Source organism: Massilia sp. P2_C2 (genome assembly GCF_056404615.1).
On sequence record NZ_JBFUDR010000044.1, the window covers coordinates 1 to 12,515 of the forward strand.

The window sequence follows — 12,515 nt, forward strand, 5'->3', positions numbered from 1 at the left end:
GGGTATAGCCATGAACGCATGCTCGACGCCATCACCGCTGTTTCGCTGCCTGTTCGCCGCCGGCCTGGTGCTGGCGGCCGCCGGACCCGCGGGCGCGGCCGCGAAATCAAGAGCCCAGGCGGCGGACGCGCCGGCCGACGCCGCGCCGGCGCGTGCCGAGGCCGGTCCCAATTGCAAGGGCGAGGCCGCGCGGCCGGCCCAGTTGTCCCTGCAGGTGGGCAAGTCCAGCCTGATGCGCCTGCCCGAGCCTGTACAGCACCGCAGCGTCGGCAACCCGCTCGTCGTGCAAGCCCTGATGGTGGCGCCCGATACGCTGTACATCGCCGGCGTCGACGTCGGGACGACCAATATGATCATCCAGGGCAGAAGCGGCCTGTGCAGCGTGCTCGACATCACTGTCGCGATGGACCCGTCGGCCCTGCAGGCGACCTTGGCCGCCGCCCTGCCGGAGGAGAACGACATCAAGGTGCTGGCCGCCGCCGACGCCCTCGTGCTGACCGGCACCGTGAGCGATGCCACGGCCGCGGCGCGCGCCGTCGAACTGGCCAGCGCCTACGTGCGGCGCCCGCTGCGCGCGCTGACGGTCCCCGACAAGGAAGATGCCACCAGCCAGAACCAGCGCGAAGGCCAGAACCAGGGCGGCGCGGCGGCGGCCACGGCGCGGGTGGTCAACATGCTGGCCGTGCGCGCGCCCCAGCAGGTCCAGCTGGAAGTCAAGATCGCCGAGGTGTCGAAGACCCTGCTCGACCGCCTCGAAGCCGGCGTCACCTGGCGCTTCGGTTCCGGCAGCTGGGGCGCCACCTTGCTGTCGAACTTCATCAGCGGCACGGCCAACGCCTCGCTCCAGGCGACGAAGGGCGCCGGCCGTATGCTGACCGGCGCGGCCGAGAAGCAGGATGGACTGGTGCGCGTGCTCGCCGAGCCGAACGTGATGGCGATCAGCGGCCAGGAAGGCACCTTCCTCGTGGGCGGCAAGTTTTATATTCCGGTCGCCCAGGACAACAACCGCGTCACGCTGGAAGAGAAGGAATTCGGCGTCGGCCTGCGCTTCACCCCGACGGTGCTGGGCGGCGGCCGCATCAACCTGCGCGTCGCGCCCGAGGTGTCGGAACTGTCGCGCGAAGGCATCGGCATTTCGGTCACCGGCTTTTCCGGCACGGCCGTCATGCCGGTCGTGACGACGCGCCGCGCCACCACCACGGTGCAGCTGTACGACGGCCAGAGTTTCGCGATCGGCGGCCTGATCAAGAGCAACCTGGTCGCCAACCTGAAAGGTATACCGTTGCTGGGTGAACTGCCCGTGCTGGGCGCCCTGTTCCGCAGCACCGATTACCAGCAGGACCGCACGGAACTGGTGTTCGTGATCACGGCCCACCTGGTCAAGCCCTTGTCCGGCAACGGCTACCAGCTCCCCACCGACAAGGTGGGCGAGCCGTCGCGCGCCRCCCTGATGCTGGGCGGGCAACTGGAAGGACCGCCGCCGGCGACGACGACGGCCGCCTCGGTCTCCGCGCCGGCCACACCCCCGACGCAGAGCGCGGGCGGCTTCGAACTGAAATAGGAGAGAGACCATGCGATCCAGGCGAATGGTGTGTACGGTGTGCACGGCGCTGGCCGGCATGCTGCTGTGCGGATGCGGCACGACCCCGCGCTTCAACGAGCAGTTCGGCACGTCCGTGCGCGCCAACGTGGCGGCGCAGGTACTCGATCCGGCCGCCGCCGCGAACACGAATCCCGCCGCCGGCATGGAGGGCGGCGCCGCCGCCATCGCGCACGGACGCTACCAGGAATCGTTCAAGGAACCGGAAAAACCCATCCGCGGACTGGTCATCAACGGGGTGGGCAGCAAGTGACGCGCCGTCCCGACATGAATCTTATCGAATGCCGTTCCGAGGAAGCCGATGAAAGCCCTGCTGATCAGCCGCGATACCCAGCTTTACGCGGAGATCGCCTCCCAAGGCGCAGCGCGCGTGCCGCCGTTGAACGTCGCGGCCAGCCGCGCCAGCCTGCGTGATGCGCTCGACCGTCCGCTGTCCGATGCGCCGGGCCTGATCATCGTCGACATCACCGACGCCGACGCCGCCGACGGCGATCTGCTGGAGCGCCTGACCCGCCATTACGCGGCCGCGCATTTCATGCTGCTGACCGATAACCACCATCCCGAGCTCCTGATCCGCGCCATGCGCGCCGGCGTGCGCGAAGTGCTGCAGCTGCCGCTGGTGCACCGCGCGCTGCACGAGGCGATCGACCGCATCGCGGCCAGCGCCGGCGCAACCGACGTGCGCGACGGGAAGATACTCGCATTCATCGCCTGCAAGGGCGGCAGCGGCGCCACGTTCATCTCCACCAATTTCGGCTACGCGCTGGCCACGCTGGCGGACAAGAAGGTGCTGCTGATCGACCTGCATCGCCAGTTCGGCGACGCCACGCTGTACGTCTCGGACCAGAAGCCGGCCATGACGCTGTCCGACGTATGCCAGCAGATCGCCCGCATCGACGGCCCGTTCCTGGAATCGTGCCTCGTGCACGTGGCGCCCGGTTTCGGGGTACTGGCGGCAGCCGACGATCCGGGCCAGACCGTCGAGGCCAAGCCCGAACACATCGACACGATCCTGCGCGTCGCGCGCCAGCACTACGACTACATCCTGCTCGACGTCGGGCGCCAGATCGACGCGGTGTCGCTGCGCGCGCTCGACACCACGGACGCGATCTATCCCGTGCTGCAGCTGGCGCTGCCGGACATCCGCGACGCCCGCCGCCTGCTCGACATCTTCCGCTCGCTCGGCTACGTGACCGATCACATCGGCCTGATCGTCAACCGCTACGAAAAGGGCGGCAAGCTGCGCCTGCAGGATTTGCACGCGGCGCTGGGCGCGGAAGTGATGCACACCGTTCCCAACGATTACATCGCCGTCACCGACTCCGTCAACCAGGGCATTCCGGTGCTGCAGCTGTCGCGCGGCAGCGCCGCCGCGCGCAGCCTGGCCGACCTGGTCGAGCTGGTGACCGCGCGCCGCATCCCCGAGGCCAAGGGCCTGTTCGACCGCCTGTTCGGGCGCGGCGAAGACGATTGATCTTTCAAGGAGCCATCCCATGTCCCTGCGCGAACGCCTGTCCGTGACGGACGAGGAGCGCCAATACCAGCCGGTACCGGCCGCGGCGCAACAAGCCTACCAGGAGCTCAAGAAGTCGATGCACCAGATGATCCTCGACCGGATCGACCTGGAGCGCCTGAAGCGCCTGACGAGCGAACAGTTCAAGCACGAGCTGGCGCTGCTGGTCCAGCGCATCATCGAGGAAGAGCGCATCGTGCTGAACCAGCAGGAGCGCCACCATCTGGTGCTCGACATCCAGCACGAGATGCTCGGCTTCGGCCCGCTTGAGCCGCTGCTGAACGACCCGGGCATCTCGGACATCCTCGTCAACACCTATAACAAGGTGTACGTCGAGCGGCGCGGCCGCCTGGAACTGACCGACGTGACGTTCCACGACAACGCCCACCTCATGAAGATCATCGAGAAGATCGTCTCGCGCGTCGGCCGCCGCGTGGACGAGTCGAGCCCGATGGTCGACGCGCGCCTGCCGGACGGCTCGCGCGTCAACGCGATCATCCCGCCGCTCGCGGTCGACGGCCCGCTCGTGTCGATCCGCCGCTTCGGCGCGACGCCGCTCACGGTGCAGAACCTGCTCGACTACAAGAGCGTCACGCCGCCGATGATCAAGGTGCTCGAGAGCCTGGGCCTGGCCAAGGTGAACATCCTGATCTCGGGCGGCACCGGCAGCGGCAAGACGACGATGCTGAACCTGATCTCCGGCTTCATCCCCGGCAACGAACGGATCGTCACGATCGAGGACGCGGCCGAACTCCAGCTGCGCCAGCCGCACGTCGTGCGCCTCGAGACGCGCCCGCCGAACATCGAAGGCAAGGGCGAGGTGACGCAGCGCGCGCTCGTGCGCAACTCGCTGCGCATGCGCCCCGACCGCATCATCCTGGGCGAGGTGCGCGGACCGGAAGCGCTGGACATGCTGCAGGCGATGAACACGGGCCACGAAGGCTCGCTCGCGACGATCCACGCGAACACGCCGCGCGACGCGCTCGCGCGCCTGGAAAACATGGTCGGCATGGCCGGCGTGAGCCTGACGCCGCGCGCCATCCGCCAGCAGATCGCGTCCGCCATCACGGTGATCCTGCAGGCCTCGCGCCTGGCCGACGGCACGCGCAAGGTCGTCAGCATGCAGGAGATCACGGGCATGGAAGGCGACGTCATTTCGATGCAGGAGATCTTCCGCTTCGAGCAGACGGGCATCGACGCGGACGGCAAGGTGCAGGGCCATTTCTGCGCCACCGGCGTGCGGCCGCGCTTCGCCGACCGCCTGCGCATGTTCGGCGCGGCCGTCCCCGAGGACACCTTCGATCCCGACCGCGTGTTCACCTGAACCGCACGCATATCGCGCAAGAGTCTCGCATGGACATCCTCTTCTACGGCTTCATCGTCTTCCTGTTCGCCGCCGTCATCCTCGGCATCGAGGGCGTTTACTTGTGGTGGATCAGCACGCACGGCGCGGGTGCCCAGCGCATCGCGCGCCGGCTGCAGCTGATGTCGGGGAACCAGGGCCGCGGCGCCGAACGCATCTCGATCCTGAAGCTGCGCCGCTTCGGCCGGCACGACGTGGTCGACCGCCTGCTGCAGCGCCGGCGCTTCGCGCACCGCATCGACCGGCTGCTGCTGCAGGCCGGCATGGCGTGGTCGGTCGAACGCTTCCTGCTGTGCTCCGGCGCGATGGCGGCGGCGGCGGTCTACCTCGTGCTGCAATGGGCGTTGCCGCTGCCGGTCTGCGTCGGCATCGTCCTGCTGTTCGCCCACCTGCCCTTGCTGCTGGTGCGCCGTGCCCGCGTGCGCCGCCTTGCGCGCATCGAGGAACAGTTGCCCGACGCGGCCGACTTCATCGCGCGCGCGCTGCGTGCGGGTCACTCGTTCTCGAACGTGCTGCAAATCGTCGGCAACGAACTGCCCGAGCCGCTCAGCGGCGAATTCCGCATCGCGCGCGAAGAAATCAATTACGGCGTGCCGCTGGGCGAAGCGCTGCACAACATGGCGTCGCGCATCCCGCTGACCGACCTGCGCTACCTCGTCATCGCCATCCTGATCCAGCGCGAGACGGGCGGCAACCTGGCCGAAATCCTCAGCAACATCGGCCACATCATCCGCGGCCGCCTGCGGCTGGCGGCGCAGGTGCGCGTGCTGTCGGCCGAGGGACGCATGTCGGCATGGATCCTCGGGCTGCTGCCGTTCGCCGTGGGCGGGATGCTGGTGCTGGTCAACCCCACATACGTTTCGGCCCTGTGGACCGATCCGCTGGGCGTCAGGATGCTCTGGACCGCGCTGGTGATGATCATCATCGGCGTGATCTGGCTGAAGAAGGTGATCCGCATCCACATCTGAGGAGACATCGATGACTCAAGCACAGCTGCTGTTCCTGTTGGTCGTCTTCGTGGTCGTGTGCTGCCTCGGCTGGCTTGCGGCGGTGCTGTTCGCGCCCGCCGCGCTGCGTGCCCGGCTGGCGAGCTTCATGGGGCACAGGGACGATGGCCAGGCGGAGCGCAACGGCTGGGTCGAACGCGTGGCGCACGCGGCCAGGCCCCTGACCCGGCTGTCGGTGCCGGACGAGGGCTGGGAAAAGTCGGCGCTGCGCACGCGTTTCATGAACGCGGGCTGGCGCAACCCGGCCGCGCCGACCCTGTATTTCGCATCCAAGACGGTCCTGGCATTGAGCCTGCCCGCGCTCGTCGGCCTCGTGCTGGCCTTCGTGCCCGCCACGCTCGCCGGTTTCAGTACGATGTTCCTGCTGCTGTTCGCGGCAACGTGCGGCTACTACCTGCCCAACGCGATCCTCAACCGCGTGATCCGGCGCCGCAAGCGCGACATCTTCGAGAACGTCCCCGACGCGCTCGACCTGCTCACGGTGTGCGTGGAGGCCGGCCTGAGCCTCGAGCGTGCGTTTTCCAAGGTCGCCGCCGAGATCCACATCAAGAGCGTGACCCTGGCCCAGGAGCTGCAACTGGTGCTGATGGAAACGCGCGCCGGCTTCAGCAAGGAAAAGGCCTTGCGCAATTTTGCGCTGCGCGTCGGCCTGGACGACATCGATTCGCTCGTCGCCATGCTGATCCAGTCCGAGCGCTTCGGCACCAGCATCGGCGACGCGTTGCGCGTGTATTCGGAATCGCTGCGCGGCAAGCGCCGCATCGTGGCGGAAGAGGCCGCCGCCAAGATCGGCCTGAAACTGCTGTTCCCCCTCATCTTTTGCATCTTCCCGACCTTGTTGATGGTGCTGCTCGGCCCGGCCGGCATCCAGATCACCAAGTTCTTCGGCACCGCCCTGAGCGGTTCCAATTGAAATTGATCCACGGAGATTCTCATGCGCCCCCGTATTCCGCTTCATCTCGTGCCCGTGTTGTGCAGCAGCGCGCTGCTGCTGGCCTGCAGCAGTGCGCCGTGGCGGCAGGATGTCGCCGCGCCTGTGTTTGCGGCGGCGGACGACAGTTACCTGCGCGGCCGCAACCTGTATCTCGCGCGCCGCTACGATGAAGCGATCGCCGCCTACGAGGATGCGCTGCGCATCGACAGCAGGCACGTCAACGCCCGCAACGGACTGGCGATCGCCTATGCCGAACGGCGCGATTTTGCGCACGCGATCCCGATCTGGCGCGACCTGACGCGCGATGCCTCGATGGCATCCGGTCCGGCATCCGCCTTCCTGTTTGCCAACCTGGGGTACGCCTATCTGCTCAGCGGCGATGCGGACGGCGCCCAGGTCGCGCTCGAAAAAGCCTGCCTGCTCGATCCGCTCAACCAGCGCACCTGGCAATACCTGGGCGAGGCGCTGATCAAGCTGGGCCAGGAAGAGCGTGGCCAGCAGATGCTGCGCCAGGCCGAGGCCTTGCGCGCGCACGATTTCCGCGCCGATTACGCGACGGCGAACGGCGGCACGCGGCTGCCGGCCATCGAGCAGGCGGTTCGGTCCGACCAGCGCGCCGACGAGGTGTGGGGCAGTGTCGAAGTGGTGCGCCGGGACAGTGGCATGCTCGAGCTACGCCGCCTGCCGCCGACCGGCGGCGCAGTGCGCGTCGAACCCGTGACGCCGGCGGCGCCCGCCGAACCCGTGGCCCGGCTCGAGATCAGCAATGGCGACGGCCGCCCGGGCCTGGCGCACATGGTGTCGCGCCAGTTGCGCGATCCCGCGCTCAAGGTGGTGCGCCTGACCAACGAGAAGGGCTTCGGGGTGCGCCAGACGCGCGTCGAATACCTGCCGGCCTTCCGCGCGACGGCGCAGCGCCTGGCCCGGCAGGTCGGCAGCGGCGATCCGGTCGAAGTCGCCATGGATGGCCATGCCGACGTGCGCCTCGTCATCGGCCACGACCTGCCGTTCCAGCGCATTGCCGCTCGATAATGTCAGTTTCACCACAGTAGCGGGCGCCAGACTCTACCGAAATTCGGAATAATAAGATTCTTGATAACTCGGGAGATGTGCCATGAAGCTCACTCGTTTCCAGTCCGCTATTGCTCAGTCCGTCCTCGCAACGTCGCTGCTGGTCTCGCTCGCAGCCTGCGCCCCGACGCCGACCCGCGAGGGCACGGGCGAATACATCGACGATTCCGTGATCACAGGTAAAGTGAAAGCCGCTTTTGCCGCCGACCCGATGGTCAAGGCAACCCAGGTGCAGGTGGAAACGTTCAAGGGAACGGTACAGCTGAGCGGCTTCGTCGATTCGCGTGAATCCGCGCAGAGGGCTGTGGAAATCGCGCGCAGCGTGAAGGGCGTGCAATCGGTCAAGAACGACACCGTGATCCGCTGAGCGCAACGCGGCGCGCCGCATTGCAGGTCGCTCTGAGCCTATCTCGGTAGGGTGGGCACGTTTCATTTGGGGCCCCCGGCCCCAAATGCCCACCCTACCAGTTCGCGCCTGTCGAGATAGTTTCTTATTGCCAGCTGACCTTGCCAAAGCCATTCGTCGTCGCATTGCGCGTGGCCGGCTTGCCGTAGACGGTGGCCGAGCCCATGCCGCTCAGGTTGACGTTGGCCGCGGTCTTCGCGTACACGCTGGCGCCGCCGAGGCCGGTCATATCCAGGTCGACCGTTTCCGCGCGCAATTGCTGCGCGTCCAGACCGCCGACGCCGCCCAGTTGCGCGCGCAACAGTTTCGTCTGGCCGGCCACGGTGATATGGCCGGCGCCGCCCAGGTGCAGTTCGATGCGCTCGGCCTGGCCAGGGTTCAGCGTGAGTCCGCCGACGCCGCCCAGGCGCGCGTCGACGTCGCGATATTGTCCAGTGAAGCGCACGGCGCCGGCGCCATCCAGGGCCAGCTTCAGCTTGTCGCCGCTGAAGCCGGAGACCTCGCTCGAACCGACGCCTTGCGACACGAACTCCTGCAGGTTCGGCACGGTGAGATCGGCGCGCAACTCGTTCTTGCCGTTGCCTTCGAAACGGGTATTGTTTTCCATGTCGATGACGAGCGTGTCGCCGCGCTGCGTCGTCGTCACTTTTGTCACATAACGACGGTCGCCGGACACGACGAGCGACGGCGTCGGCCCCTGGCGCAGATTCAGCCGGATCACGCCGCCCAGGCGCACCTTGGCCACATTGGCATCCACATTGCGGTTTTCGCGGACGAGGTCGTCGGCCACGGCTGCATGCGCGCCGATGGCCAGGGTGGTGGCGAGCAGGGCGCTTTTGATCAGTTTGTTCATGTCTGTCTCCGATGATGATCTTGATGATCTGTTGGAAGAACTATAGACATCGATCATTGACGGAGCCCGGCGATTGCGACGGAATGCAGCATTGACGGTACAGGCCGCGAAAAGGCCGCCCCATCTCGGGTTTGAACAGTGTCAGGCTTGCACGTCATCCCAGGACAGATCGAACCGGGCCAGGTATTTCTTGAGGCGGTCGGCATCGTTGGGCTGGCGCTTGGCCAGGCGCGACACGGCGAACAGCATGCGGCCGGCATCCGACAGCGATTTCGATGCGCGGCAGACCCGTACCACGGCCGCCAGCTGCAGCGCGTCGAACGGGTCGAGCTGCGCCGCCGCGTCCGTGCCGAGCAGGTTGTCCAGGTCGGCGGGCGCCGTGGCCGGATCGGCGGACGCCGCGCGCACGGGCCGCCAGAGCTGGCGCAGGCGCGCGACCTCGCCGTCGACGATGGCGTCGTTGATGCGCCCCGATTCGGCCAGGGTGGCCATGCGCGTGACCGAGGCGGACAGGTCGCGGAAGTTCCCCGTCCAGCGCGCCTCGTGCGACATCGCAAAGCGCATGTAGCGGTCGCGCGCCTCCTTGTTGAAGCGCACCATCTGCCCATGTTCCGCGCCGAACTCGCGCAGCAGGTAATCGATGTTCGGTTCGATGTCCTCGCTGCGTTCGACGAGGCCCGGCAGCTCATACGTCCACAGATTGATCCTGGCGAACAGATCTTCGCGGAAGCGTCCGGCGGCCACCTCGCGCGCCAGGTCGCGGTTGGTGCCGGCGATCAGCTGGAAATCGCTGTGCACCTCGTGGTCGCCACCGACGGGCAGGAAGCGCTTTTCTTCGACCGCCTTGAGCAGCATGGCCTGCTCGTCCAGGCCCAGTTCGCCGATCTCGTCGAGGAACAGCAAGCCCTGGTCGGCGCTGCGCAGCAGGCCGGCGCGCGGGGAGACGGCGCCCGTGAACGCCCCCTTGATGTGGCCGAACAGGGTGGACCCGGCCCCGTCGCCATGCAATGTCGCGCAATTGATCTCGACAAAGCGGCCATCGACCTGGCGGCGCGCCTTCTTGAGCTCGTACAGCCGGCGCGCGAGGAACGACTTGCCGGCGCCGGTCGGCCCCATCAGCAGGATCGGCGCCCTGGATTTGACGGCGACGCGCTCGATCTCGTCGATCATGCCGTTGAAACGGGCATTGCGGGTGGCGATGCCGGATTTCAGGAAAACGACGGCCTCCTGCTGCTCGCGCGAAAAACGCTGGGCGATCTGGTCGTACTTGGACAGGTCGAGATCGATCAGCGCGAACGTGCCGGGTTCGCCGGACGTATGGCGGCGCGGCGGCGACGTCTGCAGCAGCCGGCCGGGGAAATACAGGGCCTCCGTCATCAGGAACATGCAGATCTGGACCACGTGCGTGCCCGTCGTGATGTGGATCCAGTATTCCTCGTGGTCCGGGTCGAACGGGTAGGCGCGGGCGAAATCGAACAGCGCGCCATAGACCTGTTCGAAGTCCCACGGATCGGCGATGTCCAGCCGGCGCGGCGTGACCCGCGTTTCCGGCGACACTGCCGCGATGTCGGCCACGACCTGGTCGACGATGCCGTCATGGCTGCCGTTGAACAGCAGTTCGAAACGGTCGATGACGACGTCCTCGTGCTGGGTCAACGCCACGCTCGGGCGCCATTTTTCCCAGCGTCCGCTGCCCTTGCCGCCGTCGAGCTGGGTGCCGACGAAGCCGATCACGACCGTATTCTTCTTTTTCATTCTTATAAAACTTTATAAATTTAGATAAACACGATGTGTTTTCATTCTGGCATGCCGACGGCCATATGAATAGTGCTCGCAGAAAAATCCAAGAGAATCAGGTACTTGTCGAATACTCAACATGGAACGGCAGACCTGGCACGCCGATTGCAAAAGAAGAGGAACACCAACAACGATAACAAGGACGCGATCATGGCCAACCCGAACCTGTTCCAGACCCTGCCGGGCAAGCTGCTGCCGCCGGCGGACGCGCGCAATGCCGAGGGCGCACCGGCTTACCTGCTGCCGCCGCAACACCGGCTGGCGCAGTATGCGGCGACGGGCTGCCTGAACGACACTTATTACGCCGATGCCGGCGACCAGCTGGCGACCGTGCTGGAACTCGGCCGCGACGTCGATGCGCGCTTCATCGCGCAGGCCGCCATCTATGCCCGCGAACGTGGCTACATGAAGGACATGCCGGCCCTGCTGGCGGCCGTCCTCGCCGCGCGCGGCGCGCCGGAGCTGACGCCGGTGTTCGAACGCGTGATCGACAACGGCCGCATGGTGCGCAACTTCGTGCAGATCGTCCGGTCGGGTGTCACCGGTCGGAAGTCGCTCGGCACGCGGCCGAAGAAACTCGTGCAGCGCTGGCTGAACACGGCCGACGAGAAGACCCTGCTGGCCGCGGCCGTGGGCAATGCGCCTTCGCTGGCGGACATCGTCAAGATGGTCCACCCGCGCCCGGCGGAGGCATGGCGTACCGCGTTCTTCGCCTGGCTCGTCGGCAAGCCGTACGACGCCAACGCGCTGCCGCAGTCCGTGCGCCATTTCGAGACCTACAAGCGCGAGACGTACAAGCGCGAGCGCGGCGCGCTGCCGGAGGTGCCGTTCCAGATGCTGACGGCCCTCGACCTGGCGGCCGCGGACTGGGCGGCGCTTGCGCTGCGCGGCGGCTGGCACATGTTGCGCATGAACCTGAATACGTTCGCGCGCCATGGCGTGTTCGAGCTGCCCGGCATGACGGAYGCGATCGCGGCACGGTTGCGCGATCCGCAGGCGATCGCCCGGGCGCGGGTCCTGCCCTACCAGCTGATGGCGGCATGCCGCGCGGGCGTGGACCTGCCCGCGCCGGTGCGCGCGGCGCTGGCGGATGCGCTCGAGACCGCGCTGGCCAATGTGCCGCAGCTGGCGGCGCGGGTCGTCGTGTGTCCGGACGTGTCGGGTTCGATGTCGGGCCCGGTGACCGGCTGGCGCCGCGGCGCGACCAGCCAGGTGCGTTGCATCGACGTGGCGGCGCTCGTGGCGGCGGCGCTGGCGCGCCGGAATCCCGGCACCGTCGTGCTGCCGTTCGAGCAGGACGTGGTCGGGGTCGTGCTCGACGAGGACGCCACCGTCATGCACAACGCCGAACGACTGGCGGCGATCGGCGGCGGCGGGACCAATTGCAGCGCGCCGCTGGCCTGGCTGAACCGCCAGCAGGTACGGGCCGATGTCGTCGTGTTCGTGTCCGACAACGAATCGTGGATCGATGCCCGCCGCGGCGGCCGCGCGACCGCGACGCTGAATGAATGGCGGCGCTTCAAGCAACACAACCCGGCCGCGAAGCTGGCGTGCATCGACATCACGCCGCATGGGACGGTGCAGGCGGCGGAAGACGCCGACGTGCTGAACGTGGGCGGTTTTTCGGATGCGGTATTCGACATCCTGGCCGCGTTCGCGGCGGGACAGCTGGCCGCCGGTCACTGGGTCGGCGAGATCGAATCGATTGCGCTGTGAATGGAAGGAGACGATGATGGGATGGACAATCAGCGTCGGCACCGCCGGCGCACGGAGCAGTAAGGGAAGGGGCGGCAGGCCGCAGGCGCTGTCGGTGTGCATCGACGCGCAAGGCGTGACCGCCCAGGTGAAGGTTTTCCCGAATACGGACAGGACTACATTGGATGACGCCGGTTCGACTCCGGCCTGGCAGGCGCAACGCGTCTGGCAGAACGTCCTGTCCACCCTCGTCGGGACTTGAACAGAGGCAGTACA

General features: G+C 67.1%; 12 protein-coding genes. 10 read left to right on the plus strand and 2 right to left on the minus strand.

The window, feature by feature from the left end; genetic code table 11:
• Positions 1-10 precede the first annotated feature (10 nt).
• The 8 genes from AC1DYX_RS07795 (at position 11) to AC1DYX_RS07830 (ending at position 7,855) form a co-directional block, all read left to right on the plus strand.
• Positions 11-1,561: a type II and III secretion system protein family protein gene (locus AC1DYX_RS07795; protein WP_477258037.1), complete on the plus strand. Its 1,551-nt coding sequence runs from the start codon at positions 11-13 to the stop codon at positions 1,559-1,561.
• 10 nt (positions 1,562-1,571) lie between these two features.
• A complete protein-coding gene (locus AC1DYX_RS07800) occupies positions 1,572-1,853 on the plus strand; it encodes a hypothetical protein (protein ID WP_477257986.1) in 282 nt (93 codons plus the stop codon).
• Positions 1,854-1,901: 48 nt separating this feature from the next.
• Positions 1,902-3,074 carry a CpaE/TadZ family protein gene (locus AC1DYX_RS07805; RefSeq protein ID WP_477257988.1) on the plus strand — a complete coding sequence of 391 codons (1,173 nt, stop codon included), beginning with the start codon at positions 1,902-1,904 and terminating at the stop codon, positions 3,072-3,074.
• A gap of 19 nt (positions 3,075-3,093) precedes the next feature.
• The gene (locus tag AC1DYX_RS07810; RefSeq protein ID WP_477257990.1) at positions 3,094-4,437 is read left to right on the plus strand and encodes a CpaF family protein; all 1,344 of its coding nucleotides are present in this window, start codon (positions 3,094-3,096) and stop codon (positions 4,435-4,437) included.
• Positions 4,438-4,466: 29 nt separating this feature from the next.
• A complete protein-coding gene (locus tag AC1DYX_RS07815; RefSeq protein ID WP_477257992.1) occupies positions 4,467-5,444 on the plus strand; it encodes a type II secretion system F family protein in 978 nt (325 codons plus the stop codon).
• Between the two features lie 10 nt (positions 5,445-5,454).
• Entirely contained in the window at positions 5,455-6,396 is a 942-nt protein-coding gene (locus AC1DYX_RS07820; RefSeq protein WP_477257994.1) for a type II secretion system F family protein, read from the plus strand.
• Between the two features lie 21 nt (positions 6,397-6,417).
• A complete protein-coding gene (locus AC1DYX_RS07825; protein WP_477257996.1) occupies positions 6,418-7,449 on the plus strand; it encodes a LytR C-terminal domain-containing protein in 1,032 nt (343 codons plus the stop codon).
• 82 nt (positions 7,450-7,531) lie between these two features.
• On the plus strand, positions 7,532-7,855 hold the full coding sequence (locus AC1DYX_RS07830) for a BON domain-containing protein (protein ID WP_477257998.1): 324 nt from the start codon (positions 7,532-7,534) through the stop codon (positions 7,853-7,855).
• 124 nt (positions 7,856-7,979) lie between these two features.
• Here the strand turns inward: AC1DYX_RS07830 and AC1DYX_RS07835 are convergent, their stop codons facing one another.
• Positions 7,980-8,747 carry a GIN domain-containing protein gene (locus AC1DYX_RS07835; RefSeq protein ID WP_477258000.1) on the minus strand — a complete coding sequence of 256 codons (768 nt, stop codon included), beginning with the start codon at positions 8,745-8,747 and terminating at the stop codon, positions 7,980-7,982.
• 141 nt (positions 8,748-8,888) lie between these two features.
• The gene (gene rtcR, locus AC1DYX_RS07840) at positions 8,889-10,502 is read right to left on the minus strand and encodes an RNA repair transcriptional activator RtcR (protein WP_477258002.1); all 1,614 of its coding nucleotides are present in this window, start codon (positions 10,500-10,502) and stop codon (positions 8,889-8,891) included.
• 192 nt (positions 10,503-10,694) lie between these two features.
• On the opposite strand from rtcR, the gene AC1DYX_RS07845 reads away from it, so the two are divergent.
• Positions 10,695-12,260, plus strand: a complete 1,566-nt coding sequence (locus AC1DYX_RS07845) for a vWA domain-containing protein (protein ID WP_477258004.1) — start codon at positions 10,695-10,697, stop codon at positions 12,258-12,260.
• Between the two features lie 16 nt (positions 12,261-12,276).
• Positions 12,277-12,501, plus strand: a complete 225-nt coding sequence (locus AC1DYX_RS07850) for a hypothetical protein (RefSeq protein ID WP_477258006.1) — start codon at positions 12,277-12,279, stop codon at positions 12,499-12,501.
• Positions 12,502-12,515: the final 14 nt, after the last annotated feature.